Origin of the sequence: Chitinophaga dinghuensis, assembly GCF_003259435.1 — a bacterium.
GTDB classification, from domain to species: domain Bacteria; phylum Bacteroidota; class Bacteroidia; order Chitinophagales; family Chitinophagaceae; genus Chitinophaga; species Chitinophaga dinghuensis.
Map to the genome: position 1 here is coordinate 660,122 of NZ_QLMA01000004.1, position 23,278 is coordinate 683,399.

The 23,278-nt window shown below is 42.7% G+C and carries 22 protein-coding genes and 1 tRNA gene; 13 read left to right on the plus strand and 10 right to left on the minus strand.

Features of this window, described 5'->3' with window-relative positions; all coding sequences use genetic code 11:
• Window positions 1-57: 57 nt before the first annotated feature.
• From CLV59_RS14885 to CLV59_RS14905, 5 genes are all read left to right on the plus strand, one after another.
• Entirely contained in the window at window positions 58-1,110 is a 1,053-nt protein-coding gene (locus CLV59_RS14885) for an alpha/beta hydrolase (RefSeq protein ID WP_111592828.1), read from the plus strand.
• 49 nt (window positions 1,111-1,159) lie between these two features.
• Window positions 1,160-1,627 carry a nuclear transport factor 2 family protein gene (locus tag CLV59_RS14890; RefSeq protein WP_245950874.1) on the plus strand — a complete coding sequence of 156 codons (468 nt, stop codon included), beginning with the start codon at window positions 1,160-1,162 and terminating at the stop codon, window positions 1,625-1,627.
• Window positions 1,627-2,376, plus strand: a complete 750-nt coding sequence (locus CLV59_RS14895) for a carboxymuconolactone decarboxylase family protein (protein WP_111592829.1) — start codon at window positions 1,627-1,629, stop codon at window positions 2,374-2,376. Before CLV59_RS14890 ends, CLV59_RS14895 begins: the two co-directional genes overlap by 1 nt.
• 28 nt (window positions 2,377-2,404) lie before the next feature.
• Window positions 2,405-2,911, plus strand: coding sequence for a cupin domain-containing protein (locus CLV59_RS14900; RefSeq protein ID WP_211323869.1), 507 nt, complete (start codon window positions 2,405-2,407; stop codon window positions 2,909-2,911).
• 186 nt (window positions 2,912-3,097) lie between these two features.
• Window positions 3,098-3,433, plus strand: a complete 336-nt coding sequence (locus CLV59_RS14905) for a ubiquitin-like protein (protein ID WP_111592830.1) — start codon at window positions 3,098-3,100, stop codon at window positions 3,431-3,433.
• A gap of 539 nt (window positions 3,434-3,972) precedes the next feature.
• On the opposite strand, the gene CLV59_RS14910 is transcribed toward CLV59_RS14905, so the two are convergent.
• The 8 genes from CLV59_RS14910 to CLV59_RS14945 form a co-directional block, all read right to left on the minus strand.
• Window positions 3,973-4,569 carry a mercuric transporter MerT family protein gene (locus tag CLV59_RS14910; RefSeq protein ID WP_111592831.1) on the minus strand — a complete coding sequence of 199 codons (597 nt, stop codon included), beginning with the start codon at window positions 4,567-4,569 and terminating at the stop codon, window positions 3,973-3,975.
• A gap of 83 nt (window positions 4,570-4,652) precedes the next feature.
• Window positions 4,653-4,832 (minus strand): hypothetical protein, encoded by a 180-nt coding sequence (locus CLV59_RS14915; RefSeq protein WP_111592832.1) that lies wholly within the window; start codon window positions 4,830-4,832, stop codon window positions 4,653-4,655.
• Window positions 4,833-4,841: 9 nt separating this feature from the next.
• On the minus strand, window positions 4,842-6,611 hold the full coding sequence (arsA, locus tag CLV59_RS14920; RefSeq protein WP_111592833.1) for an arsenical pump-driving ATPase: 1,770 nt from the start codon (window positions 6,609-6,611) through the stop codon (window positions 4,842-4,844).
• A gap of 5 nt (window positions 6,612-6,616) precedes the next feature.
• The gene (locus CLV59_RS14925) at window positions 6,617-6,949 is read right to left on the minus strand and encodes an arsenic metallochaperone ArsD family protein (RefSeq protein WP_111592834.1); all 333 of its coding nucleotides are present in this window, start codon (window positions 6,947-6,949) and stop codon (window positions 6,617-6,619) included.
• Between the two features lie 69 nt (window positions 6,950-7,018).
• Window positions 7,019-7,606: a sigma-70 family RNA polymerase sigma factor gene (locus CLV59_RS14930; protein WP_111592835.1), complete on the minus strand. Its 588-nt coding sequence runs from the start codon at window positions 7,604-7,606 to the stop codon at window positions 7,019-7,021.
• 136 nt (window positions 7,607-7,742) lie between these two features.
• A tRNA-Pro gene (locus CLV59_RS14935) sits at window positions 7,743-7,816 on the minus strand.
• A 316-nt stretch (window positions 7,817-8,132) separates the two neighbouring features.
• Window positions 8,133-8,300, minus strand: coding sequence for a phosphatidate cytidylyltransferase (locus CLV59_RS14940; RefSeq protein ID WP_111592836.1), 168 nt, complete (start codon window positions 8,298-8,300; stop codon window positions 8,133-8,135).
• Window positions 8,301-8,343: 43 nt separating this feature from the next.
• Window positions 8,344-9,597: a hypothetical protein gene (locus tag CLV59_RS14945; protein ID WP_146616203.1), complete on the minus strand. Its 1,254-nt coding sequence runs from the start codon at window positions 9,595-9,597 to the stop codon at window positions 8,344-8,346.
• A 218-nt stretch (window positions 9,598-9,815) separates the two neighbouring features.
• Here CLV59_RS14945 and CLV59_RS14950 point away from each other — a divergent pair, with 218 nt between their 5' ends.
• From CLV59_RS14950 to CLV59_RS14960, 3 genes are all read left to right on the plus strand, one after another.
• A complete protein-coding gene (locus tag CLV59_RS14950; RefSeq protein ID WP_111592838.1) occupies window positions 9,816-11,540 on the plus strand; it encodes an ATP-binding response regulator in 1,725 nt (574 codons plus the stop codon).
• Between the two features lie 216 nt (window positions 11,541-11,756).
• A complete protein-coding gene (locus CLV59_RS14955; RefSeq protein WP_111592839.1) occupies window positions 11,757-12,761 on the plus strand; it encodes a terpene synthase family protein in 1,005 nt (334 codons plus the stop codon).
• Between the two features lie 104 nt (window positions 12,762-12,865).
• Window positions 12,866-13,942 carry an NADH:flavin oxidoreductase/NADH oxidase gene (locus CLV59_RS14960; RefSeq protein ID WP_111592840.1) on the plus strand — a complete coding sequence of 359 codons (1,077 nt, stop codon included), beginning with the start codon at window positions 12,866-12,868 and terminating at the stop codon, window positions 13,940-13,942.
• Window positions 13,943-13,998: 56 nt separating this feature from the next.
• Here CLV59_RS14960 and mgrA read toward each other — a convergent pair whose 3' ends face one another.
• Window positions 13,999-14,997: an L-glyceraldehyde 3-phosphate reductase gene (gene mgrA / locus CLV59_RS14965; RefSeq protein ID WP_111592841.1), complete on the minus strand. Its 999-nt coding sequence runs from the start codon at window positions 14,995-14,997 to the stop codon at window positions 13,999-14,001.
• Window positions 14,998-15,115: 118 nt separating this feature from the next.
• Here mgrA and CLV59_RS14970 point away from each other — a divergent pair, with 118 nt between their 5' ends.
• Window positions 15,116-15,868, plus strand: coding sequence for a helix-turn-helix transcriptional regulator (locus tag CLV59_RS14970; protein WP_111592842.1), 753 nt, complete (start codon window positions 15,116-15,118; stop codon window positions 15,866-15,868).
• A 354-nt stretch (window positions 15,869-16,222) separates the two neighbouring features.
• Here the strand turns inward: CLV59_RS14970 and CLV59_RS14975 are convergent, their stop codons facing one another.
• The gene (locus tag CLV59_RS14975; RefSeq protein WP_111592843.1) at window positions 16,223-17,134 is read right to left on the minus strand and encodes an acyl-CoA desaturase; all 912 of its coding nucleotides are present in this window, start codon (window positions 17,132-17,134) and stop codon (window positions 16,223-16,225) included.
• Between the two features lie 158 nt (window positions 17,135-17,292).
• Between CLV59_RS14975 and CLV59_RS14980 the strand changes: the two genes are divergently transcribed.
• The 4 genes from CLV59_RS14980 (at window position 17,293) to CLV59_RS14995 (ending at window position 23,231) form a co-directional block, all read left to right on the plus strand.
• Window positions 17,293-17,868: an HdeD family acid-resistance protein gene (locus CLV59_RS14980; protein ID WP_111592844.1), complete on the plus strand. Its 576-nt coding sequence runs from the start codon at window positions 17,293-17,295 to the stop codon at window positions 17,866-17,868.
• Between the two features lie 142 nt (window positions 17,869-18,010).
• Window positions 18,011-20,632 (plus strand): M1 family metallopeptidase, encoded by a 2,622-nt coding sequence (locus CLV59_RS14985; RefSeq protein ID WP_170137768.1) that lies wholly within the window; start codon window positions 18,011-18,013, stop codon window positions 20,630-20,632.
• Window positions 20,633-20,735: 103 nt separating this feature from the next.
• Complete coding sequence (locus tag CLV59_RS14990; protein ID WP_245950875.1) at window positions 20,736-22,193, plus strand: cobyric acid synthase; 1,458 nt, start codon at window positions 20,736-20,738, stop codon at window positions 22,191-22,193.
• A 12-nt stretch (window positions 22,194-22,205) separates the two neighbouring features.
• On the plus strand, window positions 22,206-23,231 hold the full coding sequence (locus tag CLV59_RS14995; RefSeq protein WP_111592845.1) for a pyridoxal phosphate-dependent aminotransferase: 1,026 nt from the start codon (window positions 22,206-22,208) through the stop codon (window positions 23,229-23,231).
• Window positions 23,232-23,278: the final 47 nt, after the last annotated feature.

Here is a 23,278-nt window from a genome sequence, read left to right on the forward strand (position 1 = left end):
AAGTTTAGGCTATTGGAAATCGGGAGTAAGTAATTTGGAATTTCTAAAAAAGAGGAAATGAAAAACATAAAATCAATACTGTTAATAAGCATAGTGATGGGAGCGAGCGTTATATCTTCCGCACAAACTAAACCTCAAAATCCATTTGGTTTGGTTTATGAAGATGCGATTACAGAAAATTTACCGGGGAAAGTAAATATTCATGCGGCTATTTATATCCTTAATGGAATTGATATTGCCGCCAATGTTTACACACCTGCTGGCTATGATCCTTCCAGAAAATATCCTGCGGTAGTTGTTGCTCATCCAAATGGTGGCGTAAAAGAACAAACGGCTGGCTTGTATGCTCAACGTTTGGCGGAAGCAGGATATATTGCCATTTCAGCGGATGCGGCGTATCAGGGAGCTAGTGGAGGAAAACCAAGAAATGTAGATAAGCCAGCAAACCGAATTGAAGATATTCATGGCATGGCAGATTTTATAAGTCATTATCCTGGTGTTGATGCAAATCGTTTAGCCGTTCTAGGTATCTGTGGTGGCGGTGGTTATACATTGAAGGCTGCTCAGTCAGACAAACGTTTCAAGGCGGTGGCAACACTGAGTATGTTTAACTCTGGAGAGGTCAGACGTAATGGATTTAAGAATTCGCAACTGAATACCATTCAGGATCGTTTGAAACAAGCATCAGATGCCCGTGCGCAGGAAATTGCGGGAGGAGAAATAATGTATATCGGTACTGGAGGAAGCATGACAGAAGAAGAGGCGGCGAAAATTCCTACCGATCTATATCGCGAAGGTTATTTTTATTATGGAAAAACCCATGCGCATCCCAACTCAACTTTTAAATATACCATGAGCAGTTTACTGGACCTTATGACCTTTGACGCTAATACTAACATGAATCTGATCAATCAGCCTCTTTTGATGATAGTTGGAAGCAAAGCGGATAGCCGTTATATGACAGATGAAGCCTTTCCCAATGCGATCAATGCAAAAAGTAAAGAGTTATTTGTAATTCAGGGAGCTACTCATATTGAAACCTATTGGAAACCCGAGTATGTTAACCAAGCGGTAAACAAACTCGTCGATTTTCTTAGTAAAAACATATAGACTAAAAGTACAAGTAATATTAATTACAATTAATTCTATCATAATTTTTATGGGAACTGATATGAAAAAATATATGCTTACTTTGGTGCTGTTGGTTATTAGTGTCTCTTTTTTATTTGCACAAACATCATCTGTTGAGCAGGAAATTATTAAACTGAGTCGGGAAAAGTGGCAATGGATGGCTGATAAAAATACAGATGTATTAAATAACTTCTTTCATGATAAAGCAGTTTTTGTCCATATGGGAGGCTCCTGGGGAAAAGAACAGGAACTTAAAGTGATAAAAACGGGTAATATATGGTATAAAAAGGCAGATGTCCATGAAGTATCTGTAAACATTATAGATAATACAGCTATCCTTCTGAACAAAATTGATTTACTGGCAGAGGTGGGAGGAAATGAAGTCACCAATCCTTTTACGGTTACGGAAGTATATATCAAACAGGGTGATTCATGGAAATTGGGCTCGCTCTCATTCACAAGATTACTAACTCCCCCTGGAAATAATAATCACTAATGAAGCTGATATTACTGAACATCCTACTTTTTGTAATAATGTTCGCGGATAACACCCAGTTATATGCCGTCCAACAGTATGATTCGCGCGATACCTTTGCTTTGAATCAAAGACAACGAGCAATAGTTGCCATTGCCGGACTTACCGCAAAAGGAGATTTGCAACGATTGAAATCCCAATTGAATATAGGACTTGAATCAGGTCTGAACGTCAACCAGATAAAAGAGGTGTTAATCCATATCTATGCATACGCTGGATTTCCCAGAAGTATACGTGGCCTCCAAACCTTTATGACCATTCTGGATGAACGTAAAGCGAATGGAATTGTGGATGTACCGGGAAATGAAGCATCCCCAGTCAATGAGGATAGTAGTAAGTACGAACGAGGTAAGCGGAATTTAGAGAAATTGACAGGGGTGATCGAAAATGGACCCAAAACGGGCTATGCTGCATTTGCGCCAACAATAGAAAAATTTCTTAAGGAACACCTTTTTGCAGATATTTTTGAGCGAAACATTCTCAGCTTTACAGAGAGGGAACTGGCAACAGTATCTGTATTAAGTAGCATTGAAGGGGTTGAGCCTATGCTATCCTCTCATCTCAAAATTTGCTTAAACATTGGGCTCAGACCTGAACAACTTCAACAATTTGTTGGTATGATCCGGCAGGTAGTTGGTGTCCGGGAGGCAGAAGAGACACAAAAAGTTTTGAATGATGTACTAAAAGAAAAAATACCTAATTCACAATAATACCTAATCACTTTAACTAGATAATACTATGGTGAGATCTTTGTGTTATTGGGCCTTGATTACTTTTACTATTTTGATGGCTTGTAGTGATGCAAACCAAAGTAGTGCTGGTAAAAGCCAACATTCTAATTTGATATTTCCTGTCGGACAGCGCGTTACCAATGGCAATTTTACCGGAACAACGTATCTGTATTCTCTGATTGAAGGCGATAGCGTTAATGGTAACAGCGTTGGTAATGTCACATTTGCTGCGGGATCAAGAAGTAAATGGCACCTGCATCCGGCAGGACAAATACTATTAGCAATAGATGGTGTTGGTTATTACCAGGAAAAGGGAAAATCTAAAATTATATTACGAAAAGGGGATGCTATAAAATGTCCACCAAATGTAATACACTGGCATGGGGCAAGCATTGATAGCCCCTTTGTCCAGATTGCTATTACTGGACGGGAAAAAGGACCAACGCAATGGTTTGAAGAGGTAACGGAGGAAGATTATAGCAGTACTCCCATTCATGATCGAGCGCCTTTGTAAGATCGACCACATCCGCTGCATAGAATCACCCGGAATGCTATATTAAATACGCATTTGCTTGAGGAGCGTTATATATTAGGCGTTCTTACTAACAATCTGTTTAACTTATCTCGTCAAATAATATTTTATTCAATAATAATTTATATTTAATATATTGCGGCCCTTATATCCTTAAAACCCATAACAATGAAAAGATTTTCCTTTGTGTGTTTACTCACCATGTTGGCTACAGCCTCTTTGTCTTCATTTGCCAATCCTATAACATCTACTGTCTCCAAGTCAACAAAAAGGCTTGACCAGTTCATTTTCATTAAGTCTGCGAGCGGTATCGGTATAATCACTATTTATGCGGAATATTCTGATACCATTGAATATGTAAAGCAACAAATAGCTCAAAAAGCAGGAATAGATCCTACTAGACAAACATTGATCTATGCTGGCAAAATACTACAGGATGGCTTCACGTTGTCTGATTATAATATTCCTTTTAATGCAACTGTGAATTTAGTAATTAGAAATTAGTAACATTTAAAAATACAGCTCATTGGTGCAATAACTGAGTATCCCTTTATAGTTGTAGTTGCTCTGCAATTTTAAAGGTTTCAAGGTATTACAGGCCGTTGCGGTATGATGGGCTATTAAAAACATCTAGATAATAAAGAGGGTGTCTCAAAATTATTATTTGAGGCATCCTATTTTGGTTTGAAAAAAAGCTAGGAGTTTGTGCTAAGAGGAGGAATAGTTGAAATCTTCGTCGTCTGATTCTACCTAAATAATTGTCAATATTTATTTCTCCTTTGGGATTTTCCTTTTGCGCCCATTCGGGGAAAGTACAGCAAATAAAAAGCCTTACAAATCAATGCTGTAAGGCTTCTTCATTAAGTTGGGACGATTATGCGACGCCCTGATATCGTAATTTATTTTAGTTCAATGTGTTGGTAAAGGAGCTTGGGATCTACTCACAGGATTACTTCCTATGTCAATAGTGCTTTCACCTTAGTATAGAAATTGTATAATATAGTATCAAAATATCCACTTTAATAATTGTCGGATAGACGACTTTATTTCTTGACGCTTTTTAATACAGCCTTATATGGTGTTTTATCAATTGCTTCCTGAATCTTTCCTTCGCTAGTTTTGTTAGCATCATACCACACTACTAACTGTCTCTTTGCAACATCAGCTTCAGACCTCAGATATCCATCTACTTTTTTAAGTGAATATTCTACAATCCCAACGCAACAACCCTGAGTGAGTTTTTCTACATAATATTCGGCTTGTTTAATTTGCGGTTTTGCGGCAGATGCACGAGTTTTCGTTTGCGCTTGACCGTAATAGGGGAGGACTAGTATCAATAGTGTGATAATGATAATAGTCCACAAGAATAATTTTGAATTGAAGAAATTATTTGATTTTTTTTCTTTACCAGTTGTAACTGCACAGCATGGCTGATTTGCAGGCTGATAAGCTTTATACAGATTGTATCCAAGTGCCATTAGACTTAAAATAATCAGATACGGCTTGATACTCATCAGGAAAGTTAGCTGAGCAACCCCAATTCCCAGCATGCCTGCCAAAGCCAGTAAAGGAGATAAGCAACAGGTAGAAGCTAATAAGGCTGCGATAATACCGCTGCCTGCGATCAATGTTTTTTTCATTACAGATGGTTTGAATAGTTTGTAATAGGTGAATAGGCATAGTAAAAGGAGATAACTGCCATGGCAATTATCTCCTGGATTGTTTAACTGCAACACTTCTCTTTTGACTGATCTGTATTGATCTCAGCACCATGAGTCTTGTCATTCTCTTTTTGTATAAATGCCTCTACTGGTCGTTTTGTTTCAGTAACAGGCATACAGCAGCTATCATTTTTGATGTTAGTGAGTTTCTCCCAGAAATTTCCGGATTTTGTTTCTGCCATAGTTCTCTTTTATTTTTGTAAAACAATTTTTAACTGATCTCCTTTCAACTCTTCGTGTTGCCATGGAACAAGTACCATGTGGTCTTTTGTCAATTGCTGTATGTGACGGAGCCAACGTTTTTCACCTTGTGCACGCGCTTTCAGTATAAGATTGTTAGTAGTAGTATTACTCATACTATTATTTACAATCCACCAGGTGTTGCCTATACCAGCTCTTGAAAGGTCTACTTTCAGACGCTCGGCTTCCAGTACAGGTGTGGCTTCCGGCAGCGTAACAATTATTACTTCGGTTTCTTTGCTATCTCTTAATCTGGGAAGTAGATTTTTTACAGATGTCGGGATGTCTCCATGTGAGCGTTCTACTTCCCGATGATAGCTTTCGGTACTATCCAGTAATAATAAGGTATGTCCGGTAGGAGCAGTATCGATAATAATTACTTCTTCGTCTGCTTTTTTTACGATATCCGCAAATGCTCTGAAAACGGCAATTTCCTTTGTGCAAGGAGACTGCAGATCTTCCACTATATAGGCAATGTCCTCTTCAGATTTTCCACTTATCCGGGCTTTTTCAATCACCTCCTTTTTGTACAGTGCTAGTTCTCTATCAGGATCAATATTGCTGATAGAAAGATGCTGATTTTCTGCAATAATGAATTTCAGATGATCGGCAGGGTCAGTTGTTGTCAGATGGACCTTCTGGCCTTTGTCTGATAAACCTATTGCCAGGGCTGCTGCCATAGTAGATTTTCCAACCCCACCTTTCCCCATTGTAAATACTACTCGTTTATTAGTAGCATAGAGATATTCAACCAGGCTATTTAGATTTTCATACTTAGTGGTGATATCTTCTTCGGTTACGATTTTAACACTATCAGAGAAGAAAAAATTTCGTAAATTATCCACTCCCGTAAGGTTATATGAACGAAGTGGTACAAAAAACGTCAGACTATTGGAAAGTACCTTTGGTGCATTTTTCAATGCACTGGTTTGTTTATGAAAAAGCTCCGCAGCCAGCAGATCATCAGTTTCAGGCTGTTGCAGCAGGGCATTAATTACTATCCACTGATTTCTGATCTTAAGATCCCAAAGTTCATTGGAAGAGCGGGCTACTTCTTGCAAGGGTGTAAAATCAGGTCTGGATACCAGCACAAGTGTAGTCAATAGCGGATCAGATAAACGGTTAACAGCTTCTTTGTATATAGCCTGCTTTTCCTTCATTCCAGATAATTGCCCTATATAGTTATCAGATGGAGCATCATGGCTGATATAGTTATCCCAGGCTGACGGTAGTTCCAGCATTCTTAGGGTGTGACCGGTCGGAGCTGTGTCAAAAAGGATGTAATCGTATTCTGCTGACTTTGCGTTACTGGTTATAATTTCAGAGAACTCATTGAATGCTGCAATTTCCACCGTGCAGGAGCCGGAAAGCTGTTCTTCCATATTACGGATCATCATTTCCGGTATCTTGCCACGATATGGAGCAATGATGGATTCTTTATACTCATGTGCAGCTTCTTCCGGATTCAGATTAGTGACCGTAAGGTTAGGAACCTGAGTAATAGTGACTCCTTTATTATTGATATCTGTATCAAATACATCTTGTAAATTGGATGCCGGATCAGTACTAATCAGTAATACTTTGCTTCCACTATCTGCTAAAGCTACAGCAGTAGCACAGGCAAGAGAAGTTTTACCTACACCACCCTTACCGGTAAAGAATATATATTTAGAGAAAGTTATTTCCGAAGGGAAATATGGTTTTAATGCTGTTCTATTCATAATGTTTAACTATTTTCTTTCGCACCTTTATTTGTAGCTGTCCATTCCAGTATCTCAGCCTGATTGGGGTATCCGCCGGATTTAACAATCAAGTTGTTTACTACTGTAATGGGAAATACGTCCATTGTTTTATCCAGTAAAAAATTGTCAATACCTGGAACCTTATTCAATAAGTCTGGCTTGAGAGCCGCATTGATGCGCTGAAGGCTGATTCCAAACTGGTATAGGTCCTGGGAGAAAGATTCCAACTGATTAAGGTCAGAATAATGAGAAGGATTCATAAGACTGGTTGAGCAACAACCACCTAACTCAAATATGAGCACTTTACTTGTTTCCATATGCTTCTTTTATTTAGAAGTCGGATTGGAAACAAAAAAGACACTTTTTCGAGTGTCTTTTAGAAAAGATTATTTTTTGAGGCAATGTTCTATTTCCTGCAAGGCTTGGCAACTGTCTTTTATGGAACAGGAGGCGAAAGCGCCATTTTTGTCATAAACTATATCGCAGCACTCATTGAATAGGTGGTATAATTTTTCTCTGGCTCGTTGTATCCTCATTTTAGCGGCTGATAGGGAGATGCCAAGCTTTTTGGCGACTACCTTTTGAGAGATACCATCTATGTCACTCCAGGTCAGTGGGGTTGCATACTTAGGCGGTAGTAATTGGATGATAGCTCGCATCCCGTCATTAAGAATGGAGGTGGTTTCTTCTGGAGAATTTTCTATTTCGAATTCATTTATATCATCGGAGAATTCAACAATCGATTTGCCATGTTGCCTGTAGTGATCTGCAATTACGTGGCGTAATGTCTGATATAACCAGGCTCGGATATTACTAATGGTGGTACCTTTATTATGTGCCTGTGTAATGCGGTACATTACTTCCTGTACGGCATCTTTTGCTGGATGTTCGTCCTTTAGTTGTTTTAATGCGTATAGATACAGGGCTTGGTAGAAGTCCTCCACCACTTTAATTATATCGCAGCATTCGATCATTTATAAAATAGTTTGTTTTTATTATCGCAATATTACGATTTATAATTGATTTTACCAACTGGGCATATGTAGTTCGAAGGAAATACCACAAACAAAAAAGCCCTACAACTCAATGTTGTAAGGCTTCTTCACTAAGTCGGGACGACAAGATTCGAACTTGCGACCCCTAGCACCCCATGCTAGTGCGCTACCGGGCTGCGCTACGTCCCGAAATTTCCGGTGAACCCATCCGTAAGATGGGAGGCAAAAGTAGTAATTTTTTGTATACTACAAAATTATAAAGACTAATTTTTATAATTTATGTGAAAGTCAGGCCCCGGATTTGTAGGTATATTATTGTATCAAAACACTGTGTTATGAAGAAGTTACTGCTTATCACAGGCGTTGTTATACTTATAGCTGCTGGTTGTGTGCCGCCCAGACGGCCACCTTCACCACCGCACCCGCCACGTCCACATGTTGGATATTTTTTGCCACATAAAATAATGCCGGATGCGGTGAGCATCCGGCATTCAAAGTACTTAGGTTAATCCCGGTTCATTCCCTTGGAAATTAGCCAGATAATCAATGCCACTACGACCACAACAATTAGAATGCCCACCCAGACGCCCGCTTTGAAAATAGCGCCTATAATCTGGCAACCGGATAAAGTTAGTAAGCAGCATACCAGCATGCTATAGATGTAGTTTTTCATCGAAATAGATTTGGTACTGCTATATCATTATGCAAAAACCTTACTATTTGTTGTAGGGATGCTCCGCTACCCATCTGAATGGTTGCTGTATCAACGTAAATCTTTTCAGATCTGCTGCCAGCAGCTGGAAGTGCAGTGTGTCCTTGACCAGGATACCAGACAATTCCAGCCTGTTTTCAGGTAGTTGCCGATAATGAAACTGAAGGGTATCCAGCTTTGTATAAATCGTTAATATTTGCTTCGTAGTATCCGTATTATATCGGCATCGAACCACGCCGGCAGATTGTAAGCGTAAAGTTCCCTTGTAAGCTTTATCCAGATATAACTGCTGTAGTTCCTGGTAATGGACCGGCGCCGCCGGAGATACCTGGCGCTGCTGTACGACATAAATGCCATAGAGCGGAGGATGTAGATTAAGCTCATTGGACCCTTCTCTCAATTCAATGATACCTAACGTTTCCAAAGCAATGATTACCAATATGCTAAGAATTTTTAGGGAGAGATAAATATATTTTCGTATTCGCTTCGTATATACAGGTACATACTGCTGGGAGGGAGGCGTTACCTTCTTCGTAAAGAAGAAATAGTATAAACGTTTGATCTCCGGCCCAGCAATAAACAGAGACACCAGAACGAGATGTATCGAAAATAACTTGACAGGTATATCATAAAAGATGTTCAGCAGCGCAACATTCCCCATTACCCCGACAGACAGAAGAGCGCCAGCAAGGCTGGTCCTACGGAACAACAGCAAAATACCAGGAATGACTTCTGCCAGTCCAAGAAACAGGTTATATCCTGTTGAATAACCAAAGAATTTCCAGGCAAGTCCCATAGGAGAAGATTCACCCAACGGCGAATCCAGCATAAACAAAGAGGCATCAGGAAATTGTGTCTTGATCACCTTACTGAAGCCATAACTAAATAGTATCAAGGCAAGATTATATCGGAAGATGACAGTTATCCAGTACTGCTGCCGCTCAAAAGAGCGTCGCCTGGAGTCTACCAAACTCCAGATCATAGTACCGGCAACGGCCAATAACAAGCAGGCAAAGACACTCACAAAGTGATATAAAGTATCCCCACTACCAGTGGCGTGTACATCATTTACATAACTGGCTCCTTTCAACAATCGGCCTGTTTGGGTGGTTAGCCACAACCATACAGAACTGATTCCGGGAAGAGAAGTCAGGAAATACTGAGCATGTAGTAGGTAAAGCAATAAATAAATGGAGAGAAAACGCATCCATACACGACCGGATATTTCTCGGAAACTGGCGCTGGTTTCTGTATTCATCGGCATAGAGAATTTGTTGCAAGAGGGAAAATAAGGACCTCTGAGAATATTTACTGCATGTTTTTTAATCTCGATTAGTTGAGTTGTTCTTGTGTAAATTACATATATTGCAGTGTGACGGCGGAATGCCGTGTATACAACTGTTATTCTTGATTGTCGATGAAAACCGAATGTGTTAATGCCCTCTGCCAATAACCCTTAAGGCTAAACTATTACAAATGAACGTAAAGAATTTCATTAGGAGTTTGCGTGAAACAGGAACTGCCGAAATTGGCGGTGATGATAGAAAAAGAATTATGTTGGTTAATACCCTAAGCCTGGCAACTGGAACGTTTGCTTTTGTATTAGGGACTTTTCTCGCTATTCTCCTAAAAGAGAAATGGATTCTTTATCCTTCTTTGGCAGAAGGAATGTTATTTTACCTTGTAATTTTTATTAACAGCAAAAGAAGGTATGTACTGGCAGCTGCTACAATGCTGGCGATACAAAATCTTTCTGCCATTTACTTCGGGGTTATCTTTGGCGCTGTTTCCGCTATACAGTTGCTAGTGCTATGTTTGGTTAGTGCCTCATTGATATTATTCAGACAAAAATCAATGAGGGTTGTTTGTATAACAATGGCAGTTATATGTCTTGTATTCCTGGAACTAAATAACCAGTTCAATTTTCTTGCACCTCTGGCCAGCGTTTTACGTTACCAAATATTAATACGTTGGATGGCTATTCCTGTTATATTGTTTATTAATATCCTGGTAATTCTCTTTTATGTAAGACTAAACGATGAACACACGAAAGTACTTGAAGCCGCAAATTTCTATAAAACTCTTTTCGTACAGGAAACCAGCCACGAAATAAGATCGCCATTGAACGCTGTTTTTGGCATTAGTCAATTGCTTTTACTGAATCTAGAAAAAGACAATGATAAAAAGACAATCGACAAAGATACCATCAGGCCACTTGTGGAACATTTGTATATGGCAAGCTATAACATTCGTTCTATCATCAATAATATCCTTGAGTTCTCTAAATTTCAAGCGGGTAAAATAGATTGTCTTAAAAATGACAGATTCCTCCTTAGAGAATGGTTAAAAGATGCAGTTAACCTCCATACCTATAATGCCAAGATAAAAGGAGTAGCCATTAAATTACAAATAGCGGAAGACCTTCCACAGGATATTATCGCTGATTTAGTGAAACTTACACAGATTTTAAATAATTTACTTTCCAATGCCATAAAATTTACAAACGAGAATAGCAAAGTTTACGTAAATGTATGTAGAGAAGATTCTAATATTGTTGTCAAAGTCATTGATGAAGGGCTGGGAATAAAGCCCGAGATGCAAACTTCCATTTTTGATGCATTTGTATCGGAAAATGTAAAATATTTTGAAAGTTCAGGACTGGGCTTATCCATTGGTAAAAGACTGGCCGAAATCTGCGGAGGAAACCTTACACTCCTTAGCAGCAGCGATAAAGGGTCTGTGTTCGCACTGGCTTTTCCGCTGAAAACAGGTACAGAAGGTGTACTAATCGACTTCTCAAAGTCCTTGCACCTGCGCTCAGGCCATTTTAAAGATCTGAAGATATTAATTATGGAGGATAACCTTATGAGTCAGGTTATCATTACTAAGTATCTGAAAGAACTGGAATGTCATGTTGTGGTCGCCAACGACGGCATGGAAGGTCTGGAAAAAGCCCAGGAAGATAAACCTGATATCATTTTCCTTGACACACATATGCCTGTCATGAGTGGAATGGATACACTCAAAGCCATAAGAGAGAGTAATACGCTAAAAGACATCCCGGTTATCGCCATTTCCGGTGATGCGTTTAAAGAGTCAATCGAAGAAGCCATTAACGCTGGTGCCAACGAGTATATCACTAAACCTGTGGAATTTAAACAGTTGCATTTTGTTCTAGATAAATACTTCAAACATAGCTAAGAGTTTTTGACTGCTTTTTCTTTTATCCATACCCGTATTTCCTGCTGGTAACGGGCTTTGATTGCATGTGAATTTTTCGTCCCGTTACTTATCTGTTTCCTACCGCTGACGCTTCTTTTACCGGAAAAGCCCTTTCCCGGTTACATCTAGTCATTTAACTGATTTGTCATTATACATTTCAATTATTTATTATTTGTTAATTTAAAATCCAACTTTATGGAAAGGGTCAACTATCCAAAACCCCGGTATCCATTTCCGGGTTTAATGAATCCGCATGCGGATATGGTAAAGACTGCAACTGATAACTGGATCGATGAACGATACCAGTTTCTCCCGAAACAGATGCAGATGAAGTACAAACTCTCCAATTTTGGCTACATCACCGCGCGATGTTTGCCAGACATCCACGACTTCCAAAAATTTGAACCCTGTGGGCGATTTATGCTCTGGGGAACCGTGTTTGATGACTATTACGAACATTGTAATGAACTGCAGCTACAAGGGCTCAGTCAACGCGTAGTAGATATTCTAAACGGAGATAAGGTGCTGCTAGATGAGCATCCTATCTTTCATGAACTGGTGGTCGTGAGGAACGAGCTCCGAGCATTCATGCCGGACATCTGGATGCAACGATTTAATGAACATGTAAGAGTGTTCATCGACAGTATGCAATGGGAAGCACCCTACAAGACGAACAAAGTCCATCCTTCCCTGGCTACGTTTATGACTATACGAGAAATTACAATCGGCGTACACGCGTTTCTGGATCTTATCGAAATTCAAACAGGAACTATTCTACCAAATGAAATTATGGATCACGCTTATATGAAACAATTGTACGCACTTACGTCTCGTATTTTTGCCTGGTGCAATGACTTTTTCTCCCTTGAAAAAGACATGGGGCGCGAGGTTATGAATCTTGTATTCGTTGTCCAAAAAGAATACAATCTGTCTTTTGAAGATGCGTGTACAGAAGCCATGCGTATTCACGATAAAGATGTAGCTGACCTTGTAGCATTGCAAAAAAATCAGCCGGACTTTGGAGAGTTTAATTCGGTTGTAAAAGCATTTGCAAGCTACCTCGGTACAATGATTGAAGGCCAGAACGCCTGGTACAATGTGGATACAAAACGCTACCAAAAAGGAGGACATCCTGAAGAAAATACATTCAGGAATGTAATCGATTCCCAAGCAGAAGCATATCGTTTGCAATCAAACTGATTTTTGATTAATCATCATCTCAATTAAGAGCCTCTCGGATGCATTCCGGGAGGCTTTCCTTTTCGTATCTTTAACAGTACTAATTGAATCATAATTCCGAAACCATGATACACCTCTTTCAGCCACTCCAACTCCGCTCCATTACCCTCAAAAACCGCATCGCTGTTTCGCCCATGTGCGAATATTCCTCCGAAGACGGCTTCGCCAACGACTGGCATCTCGTTCACCTGGGTTCAAGAGCAGTAGGAGGGGCCGCGCTCGTCCTCACGGAAGCAGCCGCCGTTTCCCCGGAAGGACGTATCTCTCCGCAGGACCTCGGTATCTGGAAAGAGGAACACCTGACCATGCTGCAACGTATTACGCAGTTCATTAAGGCACAAGGAGCAGTACCAGGTATCCAACTGGCCCACGCAGGCAGAAAAGCCAGCACCTACCGCCCCTGGGATGGCAATAAAGCCGTTCCTCCTGATCAGGGTGGCTGGACAGCCGTAGCTCCCAGCGCCATACCTTTTAATGAGGTATATCCAATGCCGGAAGCCCTCACACTGGAAGGTATCAGAAAGGTTATTCATGACTTTGCTACTGCCGCTGAAAGAGCTATCAGAGCAGGTTTTGAAGTGATAGAACTACACGGAGCCCACGGCTATCTCATCCATAGCTTCCTGTCGCCACTCAGCAACCAACGATCAGATAACTACGGCGGCTCCTTCGAAAACAGAATCCGACTCATCCTGGAAATAACAGCTGCTGTAAGAGCGGTCATTCCTCAACAATATCCCTTATTGGTTCGTATCTCGGCCACCGATTGGACGCCAGGCGGCTGGACGCCGGAAGAATCCGTGAAACTGGCAGCTGTACTGAAAGAAGAAGGGGTAGACCTCATCGATACCAGCAGCGGCGGACTTTCAAAAGATCAGAAAATTCCGGTAGGTCCATTATATCAGGTGCCCTTCGCAGAACAGATTAAAAGAGAAACAGGGATTCCAACAGGAGCAGTAGGATTAATTACTACCTCCACAGAAGCCAATGAGATCATCGCTGATGGCCGGGCAGACCTGGTGCTGATGGCGAGGGAACTCCTCCGTGATCCATATTTCCCCCTGCGAGCCGCCGCTGAACTGGATTTCCAGGATATGACCTGGCCCATTCAGTATGTCCGCGCCAAAAGAACCCGTAAATAAAAAAAACGGCGCCGCTCTTCGTATAGGCAGCGCCGTTAATTCTTTCGGGTAGAGATCTATGATTGTAATATCGTTTCTATCCGGGTCAGCTCCGTGTCGCTGAAAACGCGCTTGTCTAAGGCGGCCAGGTTGTCATCCAGCTGCGCGGTAGAGCTGGCGCCAATCAACACCGTAGTGATACGCGGATCTCTCATGACCCAGGCAAGCGCCATTTGCGCTAAACTCTGGCCCCTTTCCTGCGCCAGGGCATACAACTGCTGAATCTTCTGCAATTTCTCCGGCGTAATATCTTTCTCCTGTAAAAAGCCGCCAGGCCTGCTCGCACGGCTGCCTGTCGGAATACCCTGCAAATACTTTCCTGTCAGTAATCCCTGTGCCAGCGGCGAAAAAGGAATGCATCCCACGCCATTAGCCTCCAGCACATCCAGTAAACCATTTTCTACCCATCGCTCAAACATGCTGTATTTAGGCTGATGAATCAGACAAGGCGTACCCAGGGAATGTAATACGGCAACTGCTTCGGCCGTTTGAGCGGCATTGTAATTGGAAAGACCTACATACAATGCCTTCCCCTGTTGCACTATGCTGTGTAGTGCGCCCATAGTTTCTTCTATAGGGGTTTCAGGGTCCGGACGATGAGAATAGAAAATGTCCACATAATCTAACTGCATACGTTTTAAACTCTGATCCAGACTTGATATCAGGTATTTACGACTGCCTTTGTCGCCATAAGGACCCGGCCACATCACATAGCCTGCTTTAGTGGAAATGACCATTTCATCCCGTAAATGCCCTCCAAAATCTTTCTTCAGGATATGCCCGAAATTCTCTTCTGCACTGCCAGGAACAGGCCCATAATTATTCGCCAGATCAAAATGAGTAATACCCCGATCAAAGGCATGCCGGATGATACTCCGTCCATTCTCGAAAATATCTGTTGACCCGAAATTATGCCATAAACCCAGGGAGATGGCCGGTAGTCGTAACCCACTTTTTCCACATCTGTTGTAAGGCATATGTTCGTACCTGTCCGTCCGGGGAGAATATACTGTCATGCAAGGATTTTTGATCAAGATAAATGGAAAAATAGTATTTTAGTACTAATTTAGAAATAATCGTTTTCCCCCGTTACCACTTACTATATCTATTTTATCAACCCAGAGCCCACTGACTATGGAGCATGTGACTACGACTGATAGCATTTCAGTTGACCTATACGAAAAAAGCAGGATTCTTTCCACCAGCTGGAATGCCTGTAATACAGCAGAAGAGTATACTGCTGGTATTAAAAACTTCCATGAAATATGGTATAGGGTAGGACCCAAACATGCCTTATGGCATAACCAGAACTGTCAGTTTGTGCTCACACCAGAGTTGCAGGCATGGACAGATCAATTCCTGAATGTAGACGCTGCCCAGAAAGGATTTGATGGAAGAGTAGCCATATTAGTGGGAGATAACATGCTGCACCAGCTGTCGCTGGCCAATATGTTGGAAGAAGGACAGGCCCAGTTAAGTACACGGTTTTTCGCACACGTGGAAGAAGCGCTGCCATGGTTGGAAAGGAAAACCGTTGGTAAACCGGTGTCCGCACCGGCTATCCGCGTGAAAAGCTTAACCCCTGGCCAGATGGAACTCAAATTGGAGATAGACAGCGAAGCACTGAATGAATATATTTTCCTCCTAAACAGGATGCTCAAAAGCTCTCTCTTCAAAATGACGCATGCAGAAAACTATCAGTCCCTTTCTACCCGGGAACGAGATGTCTTTCAGCTGATCGTCCGTGGCTATACGAATCCCATGATATCCCGACAACTGTTCATCTCCATAGATACCGTAAAAACACATCGGAGGAATATTATGCAAAAATTGCATTGCCGGAATGTGCAGGAGCTCCTGCAATATGCCATTTTTGTACAGGTATAGGACGAGGAAAATCACCCCGCGGCGGTATTGATCTTCTAAAGTCTATTGATGAACTTGCATATAACAAATCAACCAAACCAAAACTAAATCATTACTGCTGTGCTGCTTACAGGAAGGTTGTCATTAAACCTGGATTTTCCATCATTTTTAATTCGCCTGTGATCAAGTCTCCTTCTGCCTTTCCGTGACGGTCTGGGTATCTTAATCGTACATGCTTCTATGTATACAGAGCAGTAGTGAAAAATATTATATCGTGTAGTGTGTTGTGGTTAACCTCAAAAAGAATAAGTGGCAAAAAGAAAGGTCGTCTCGGAAAACCGGACGACCTTTTATATTCTCTGCAGACGGTGGCTGTTACGCTCTCACTTCATTCAGTGCACTACCATCTTTTACATTATTAATCTTATTGCTCTCTCTCACTTTCGCAGGAACAGGACGAATTTCCCATACCAGACCTACTGCGCTGAGCATTTTCAGTACATAATAAGTGATGTCAACTTCCCACCAGTAGAAACCTTGACGAGCAGAACTCTGATAATAGTGGTGGTTGTTATGCCATCCTTCACCCAACGTAATCAACGCCAGCCACACACTGTTGCGGGACTGATCGCCGGTTACATAACGCTGACGACCAATTTTGTGCATCAGGGAGTTGATAGTGAATGTACCATGATACAGGAAAATAGTGCTGGCAAAGAAACCAATGAATAAGGTAGATAAACCTGCATGCCAGTCAAACCAACCAGTACCATTTACTTTGTTACCCACAAAATAACATGCAACCGCCAGAATAACAGCAGGCACCATATGCCATTTGTTTAACCAGAAAAGTTCCTTCGCTTTATGATCTTTAATCAGATCATAACGGGTAGGCTTATACTCCGGCCCCATGATCCAGCCAATATGCGCATACCAGATACCATACACATTCGCAGAGTGCGGATCTTCAGCCGTATCACTGTGCTTATGGTGAATACGGTGATTGGCAGACCACCATAACGCTCCTTTCTGTAAACTGCTCTGCGCCCCGCCAGCAAGAATAAACTGGAAGAAACGCGACGTCTTAAACGCTCTGTGGGAGAAATAACGGTGATAACCAGCCGTTACGAAAAACATACGCACTACATACAGTGCTACACACAAAATCCAGTCGAACGCTGTTGTTCCGGTAAAGAACGCCAGAAAGGGCACCAGATGTATGCCCAGGAAATCCGCTTGATGCCACCAAATAGGTCGGCCCCTCTGTTGCTTAATCGCATTATTCATCTCACAAAGATAGTTTCCAGAAATCGTTATTAAAATGATTTAAATCAGGTGGCAAAGTTAACTGATTTACCTGAGCCCCCGCCACCCCGGTTGAACTTTTTACAAAGGCATGTGTTAGGGAAGTAGCAATGTCTTCATTTTAATTAAAAAAAATACATATGTCTAACCTCTTATCTACTATCCGAAGTAACGTAAAATACTGGTGGCTGTACCTGATCAATGGGATCATATTCCTTATTGCGGGGTTCGTTGTATTTTCAAATCCATTCGGTAGCTATGTATTACTCAGTATATTCTTTGCCGTTACCCTGTTTGTATCCGGAATATTTGAAATTTCTTTCGCAATCTCCAATCGCCAACATATGTATGGCTGGGGATGGTCGCTCGCTGCAGGTATAGTTGACCTGGTAGTAGGATTATTATTAATGATCTATCCATCTGTCAGCATGGCCGTGATCCCTATTTTCCTGGGATTCTGGTTTCTTTTCCGAGGTATCAGTACCATCGTATTTTCTATTCAACTCAGTATGGAAAAGATCCCCAACTGGGGCTGGTTGCTCGTAGGCGGCATCATACTGATCATGCTCTCTATCTTTATCCTGGATAATCCTGCCCTCGGTGTTGCCACCATACTAGGTATTATGGCCGCTTCCTTCTGGATGATGGGCGTACTCAGCATCCTATTCGCTTTCCGGTTAAGACATGTGAAAAAGGAATTTAATAAACTCGTTTAACCATTTCTGTCTTCATATCTCCTCAAAAGCTCCGCTCAACGGGGCTTTTTTACTTTTCACCGATACCTGGTTGTTATTATCCCTATTCCACGTATATTTAAACAAAGCTCATTTTCTCAACAAAAAACGCCTACTTTCCAGGATGAAAAATACCCTGATCTATCCGCTTGCCTGTCTGCTGGCTGCGGCGACAATGCAATCCAGCTATGCCCAAACTTCTCACTACGATCAACATGAGGCTTTCGCACCGATCTTCTACACCAGTAACGGAAATGAATATCGCAGCGCCGACGGAAGTCCCGGCCCTAAATACTGGCAAAATCAGGCTGATTATAATATCCAGGCTACTCTTGATACCGTGTCTCACCGTATCACCGGCGTTGTAACCATCTCCTATAAGAATAACAGTCCTCAACCTTTGTCTTTCCTCTGGCTGCAACTGGATCAAAACCGCTTCCGTAAAGACTCCCGCGGCAACGCTACCATTACGCCAGGAGGAGCGAGGTTCGCCGTGAAAGATTTCACCAATGGTTATGAACTGAAATCGGTAGAAATTGCTGCCAACGGAAAAAACAGCGCCGCTAATTACCTGGTGGATGATACCCGCATGCAGGTGCGACTTACATCGCCGTTACAACCCGGCGCCAGCATACAATTGAAAATCAGCTACAGCTTCCTCATTCCGGCATATGGCATAGACCGTAGTGGCCGTATGGAATCCCGCAATGGCTGGGTATATGAGATGGCTCAGTGGTATCCGCGAATGGCCGTTTATGACGATGTGCTGGGTTGGAATAACCTCCCTTATCTCGGTGGCGCTGAATTCTATCTGGAATATGGGAATTTCGATTACACAATTACTGCTCCTGCAAATATGATTGTGGCTGGCTCAGGCGAATTAATGAATCCCACCCAAGCCCTTTCTGCCAAAGAGCAAGCCCAGTTGGCCAAAGCAAAAAATTCTGACGCTACTGTTATGATCCGGGATTCCGCGGATCTGAAAACCACTAAAAGCCTCACCGGTACCCGTACCTGGCATTTTATCTGTAAAGACAGCAGGGACGTGGCTTGGGCAGCATCGGCAGCTTTCATCTGGGATGCCGCCCGCATGAATCTTCCCAGCGGGAAAAAAGCCCTGGCACAGTCGGTATACCTCGCTGAAAATGCCGGAAAAGACGGCTGGGGACGATCTACTGAATACGTGAAAGGCTGTATTGAACTCTATTCTGACAAATGGTTTCCATATACCTATCCAGTGGCTACCAATGTGGCGGGGAATGTAGGCGGTATGGAATATCCCGGTATCGTATTCTGCTCCTGGCGGGCGAAAGAGAACGGCCTCTGGGGCGTTACCAATCACGAGTTTGGCCATAACTGGTTCCCGATGATTGTAGGCTCCAATGAACGAAAGTATGCCTGGATGGACGAAGGATTCAATACTTTCATCAATGGCATTTCCACCAAAGGCTTTCATAACGGTGAATACTATACGCCGTCGACTATACAACGCCAGGCGCCTAAAGTATTTCCCCATGATGAAGAAACTATTCTCAATACGCCCGATGTACTCGGTTTGAACTACCTCGGTGTAGGCGCTTATTATAAACCAGCTATGGGATTGAATTTGCTGCGCGATGAAATTCTGGGAAAAGAAAGATTCGATTATGCTTTCCGGGAATATATCCACCGCTGGGCCTTCAAACACCCTACGCCATATGATTTCTTCCGCAGTATGGAAAACGCCAGCGGGGAAGACCTGTCCTGGTTCTGGAGAGGATGGTTTTTCAACGACTGGAAAATGGACCAGGCCATCACAAAAGTGGAATATATCAATAACGATCCTTCCAAAGGAGTGAACATCACGATTGAAAATAAAGGAAAACTGCCCATGCCCGTTATTGTAGCCATTAAGCAGGAAAATGGTCAGAGAGACACGGTACATCTGCCCGTGGAAGTCTGGCAGCGCGGCAGCACCTGGTCGTTCGATTTTCCTTCCACCTCCAAACTGCTGAAAGTACAACTGGACCCGGAAGGACGACTCCCAGACCTGGATAAATCTAACAACGAATGGAATGCTGAAAGCGGAAAACCTGTTGCGCCAGGACTCAGTGCCACACAAGTTTTACAGAATTACCTGAAAGCAGTAAACGCTAACCAGGCAGCCGATTTTAAAGATATTTCCGTCGACTTCGACGGCGATATTGATGGCACACAAATCAATATGGTAAAGCGTTATGGCTATCCTAATAAAACCTACCGGGAAGTATATACGCCGGTTTTCTCGCGCACTACCTCCATCCTGTGGATCAACGGAGATTCCGTTTATGTGCTGCGCAATGGGAAACAGAAAGCGATGACTAGCATGGAAAAAGGATATGAAGCGGACAGAAACCAGGTGCTCCCGGAAAAATATTACGTGGAAAATCCAGGCAATGTAAAGCTGGAACTCTCGCCACTAACGGAAAATGTCAATGATCAGGAAGCGATCGTCGTATGCATTGCTACCAGCAATGGCACCGTGTTCAAAAACTATTATGATATTAAATCCGGCCTGAAATTACGTTCTGTATTGCTCGCTACGGAAGAAATGAATAATGCAAGCGCTGTAGTAACAGATTACTTCAACTACAAGGAAGTGGAAGGTTTCAAAATTCCATTCCTGGAAGTAGCCATCAGCGATGGCGTGGAACAGCGACTCAAAGTGAAATCCGTTAAAATCAACCAGGGCTTGAGCAACGATCAGCTCTTTAAAAAGACGTTCTGACCCGATCGGCTGTCGTCTCCCTAAATATTTATATATCGGCAAAGTCGCAATATTAATTGCGACTTTGCTGTTTCTGGTTGGCGATATCTTTATTTTTGCTGGTATGAAAAGTATCATGTTCGTAGGAACGGCCTCTGATGTAGGTAAAAGTGTGATTACGGCTGGTTTCTGCCGCATTTTTAAACAGGATGGATTCCAACCGGCTCCTTTTAAAGCGCAGAATATGTCGCTCAACAGTTATGCTACTCCTGAAGGCCTGGAAATAGGCCGTGCACAAGCGGTTCAGGCGGAAGCGGCCGGTGTGGCCTGTCATACAGATATGAATCCTGTTTTGCTGAAACCTACGAACGACAAGACTTCCCAATTGGTACTTCATGGTAAACCCGCTGGTAATCGCAGTGCGATGGAGTACTTTTCCAGTCAACACAATGATGCACTGTTTGAAGAGGTAAAGCTGGCATATGATCGGTTGTCGTCCCGTTATCATCCTGTGGTAATGGAAGGTGCAGGCAGTATTTCCGAGATCAACCTGTGGTCAAGAGATATTGTGAATATGCGCATGGCCATGCACGCCAATGCCGATGTATATTTGATTGCCGATATCGACAGAGGAGGTATTTTCGGCAGTATTTATGGCTCTTTGGAATTATTGCCAGCAGCACAACGACAGCTAGTCAAAGGAATTATTATCAATAAGTTCAGGGGAGACATCCGGCTCTTTGAAGACGGCCGTAATCAGTTGGAGCAACTGACAGGCGTGCCTGTAACGGGTGTCCTGCCTTACTTCCGCGATATCCATATTGAAGAAGAAGACTCCGTGGCATTGGCGCAGAAGCAACGCCGACTGGGCCACCAGGGCGTGAATGTGGCAGTAGTCCTCCTGCGGCATATGTCCAATTTCACCGACTTCAATGCCCTGGAGAAATATCCGGGCGTTCATTTATTTTATACGGATGATCCGGTGGAAATACTGGCCGCGGATATCATTATCCTGCCTGGAAGTAAGAATACCATCGCGGATTTGATCGCTATCCGGAATAATGGAACAGCAGCGGCCATTTTGCAGGCAAAAGAACAAGGAACAGTGGTCATTGGCATTTGTGGCGGTTTTCAGATGATGGGAACGGATATTTCCGATCCGCATGGCGTGGAAGGCAGCACCGTCACGGTTCCCGGACTAGGAATCCTGCCTGTTTCCACTGTCCTGGAAGAAGAGAAGGTAACCTTACAACGGAGTTTTTTGTTCCGGGGAGACACGACCCCTTGCATCGGCTACGAGATCCACATGGGCAGAACCGTGTCTCCGCAACCCTCTCCGCTAAATATATTCCGGGATGGTACAGAGGATGGCTACTGGCTCTCTGATAAGTGCTGGGGTACCTATCTGCACGGCATCCTCGACAACGATACCATTGTAAAGCAATTACTGCATGCCTGTGGTAAAGCAGGTAATGTTACTTTTGATTATCACCAGTTCCGTCAGCAGCAATATGATAAATTGGCAGCTCTCCTGCGTGAACATCTGGATGTAACAGCTGTTTATAAGTCATTGCGCATTTAACTCCAATATAATATGATGAAAGCCGGTACAGGAAACGATGCTTTTTCAGCAGATACAAGGATTGTAGCAGACTTCAATACCGATGGCTGGTACGGCGGATTGCGGCCGGAACTAAAAAGCCATCTGCTGAATGCTATGGACAGGATTGCGGTTTATCCGGATAAAGCGGAGGCAGACTTACAGTCTCTCTTGGAAAAAAAATCGAAGCTTCCAGTAGGCTCGGTGTTACTCACGAATGGCGTTACACAGGCGATATACCTGATAGCGCAGGCTTTTCGCGGCGCTACCACCACTATCGTAGGGCCCGCAATCGCAGAATATACCAATGCCTGCGCCTTATATGAACATCAGATCCGGCAGCTGCCCCGGGAGAAAGTCACTGATATCCTCCAGGTGGAAACAGATCTCTTTTTTATCAGTAACCCTGGTAATCCAGACGGACAAGTGGTGGAAGATACATGGCTGGAAAAGCTGATCAGCGCTAATCGTAAGCATATTTTTGTGGTGGATGAAACCTATATTCACTTTACCCGGAATGCTTCCAGTCTGGTTCCTCATTTGCACCGGCTTCCCAATGTATTCATCTTGCAATCGCCAGCCAGGACGGCCTGTTTTCCGGGGCTCCGACTTGGTTATGTGCTGGCGCAAAAAGCATTGCTGGAGAAAATTCGTCCCATACAAGCGCCCTGGTCCGTCAGTCAGCTGGCGTTGGCAGCAGGTCTGTTCACCGAGAAAAACCCTGAGATATTTAAATTTCCCCTGGACAATTTGCTGGGCGATGCCTTTCAGCTCAGAGAAAAGATAAAAAAGATGGCGGAGTTCAAAGTCTATCCCTCTTATACTCATTTTTTTCTATTTGAGACTTTAACCGGTACAGCCGCCGAACTGCAAGCCTGGCTGATCGAAAAATATGGTATTCTGATAAAAGATGTCTCCGAAATGGAAGGCCTGACCAGCGGATCATGCAGAATTACCTGCAGGAACGAACTGGACAATAAACTACTACTCACCGCCCTTAAAAAATGGTCTGTCATATAAAGCCCGTATATACATAAACGTTATATCTTCCATTCGCTGCTAAATCA

Excerpts from the sequence above, each read along its gene's own strand:
- CLV59_RS14910 (WP_111592831.1), bottom strand. The coding sequence starts at position 4,569 with ATGAAAAAAACATTGATCGCAGGCAGCGGTATTATCGCAGCCTTATTA.
- CLV59_RS14900 (WP_211323869.1), top strand. The coding sequence starts at position 2,405 with ATGGTGAGATCTTTGTGTTATTGGGCCTTGATTACTTTTACTATTTTG.
- CLV59_RS14915 (WP_111592832.1), bottom strand. The coding sequence starts at position 4,832 with ATGGCAGAAACAAAATCCGGAAATTTCTGGGAGAAACTCACTAACATC.
- CLV59_RS14955 (WP_111592839.1), top strand. The coding sequence starts at position 11,757 with ATGGAAAGGGTCAACTATCCAAAACCCCGGTATCCATTTCCGGGTTTA.
- CLV59_RS14995 (WP_111592845.1), top strand. The coding sequence starts at position 22,206 with ATGATGAAAGCCGGTACAGGAAACGATGCTTTTTCAGCAGATACAAGG.
- CLV59_RS14960 (WP_111592840.1), top strand. The coding sequence starts at position 12,866 with ATGATACACCTCTTTCAGCCACTCCAACTCCGCTCCATTACCCTCAAA.
- CLV59_RS14885 (WP_111592828.1), top strand. The coding sequence starts at position 58 with ATGAAAAACATAAAATCAATACTGTTAATAAGCATAGTGATGGGAGCG.
- arsA (WP_111592833.1), bottom strand. The coding sequence starts at position 6,611 with ATGAATAGAACAGCATTAAAACCATATTTCCCTTCGGAAATAACTTTC.
- CLV59_RS14985 (WP_170137768.1), top strand. The coding sequence starts at position 18,011 with ATGAAAAATACCCTGATCTATCCGCTTGCCTGTCTGCTGGCTGCGGCG.
- CLV59_RS14990 (WP_245950875.1), top strand. The coding sequence starts at position 20,736 with ATGAAAAGTATCATGTTCGTAGGAACGGCCTCTGATGTAGGTAAAAGT.
- mgrA (WP_111592841.1), bottom strand. The coding sequence starts at position 14,997 with ATGACAGTATATTCTCCCCGGACGGACAGGTACGAACATATGCCTTAC.
- CLV59_RS14945 (WP_146616203.1), bottom strand. The coding sequence starts at position 9,597 with ATGAATACAGAAACCAGCGCCAGTTTCCGAGAAATATCCGGTCGTGTA.
- CLV59_RS14940 (WP_111592836.1), bottom strand. The coding sequence starts at position 8,300 with ATGAAAAACTACATCTATAGCATGCTGGTATGCTGCTTACTAACTTTA.
- CLV59_RS14925 (WP_111592834.1), bottom strand. The coding sequence starts at position 6,949 with ATGGAAACAAGTAAAGTGCTCATATTTGAGTTAGGTGGTTGTTGCTCA.
- CLV59_RS14930 (WP_111592835.1), bottom strand. The coding sequence starts at position 7,606 with ATGATCGAATGCTGCGATATAATTAAAGTGGTGGAGGACTTCTACCAA.
- CLV59_RS14950 (WP_111592838.1), top strand. The coding sequence starts at position 9,816 with ATGAACGTAAAGAATTTCATTAGGAGTTTGCGTGAAACAGGAACTGCC.
- CLV59_RS14890 (WP_245950874.1), top strand. The coding sequence starts at position 1,160 with ATGGGAACTGATATGAAAAAATATATGCTTACTTTGGTGCTGTTGGTT.
- CLV59_RS14895 (WP_111592829.1), top strand. The coding sequence starts at position 1,627 with ATGAAGCTGATATTACTGAACATCCTACTTTTTGTAATAATGTTCGCG.
- CLV59_RS14905 (WP_111592830.1), top strand. The coding sequence starts at position 3,098 with ATGAAAAGATTTTCCTTTGTGTGTTTACTCACCATGTTGGCTACAGCC.
- CLV59_RS14980 (WP_111592844.1), top strand. The coding sequence starts at position 17,293 with ATGTCTAACCTCTTATCTACTATCCGAAGTAACGTAAAATACTGGTGG.
- CLV59_RS14975 (WP_111592843.1), bottom strand. The coding sequence starts at position 17,134 with ATGAATAATGCGATTAAGCAACAGAGGGGCCGACCTATTTGGTGGCAT.
- CLV59_RS14970 (WP_111592842.1), top strand. The coding sequence starts at position 15,116 with ATGGAGCATGTGACTACGACTGATAGCATTTCAGTTGACCTATACGAA.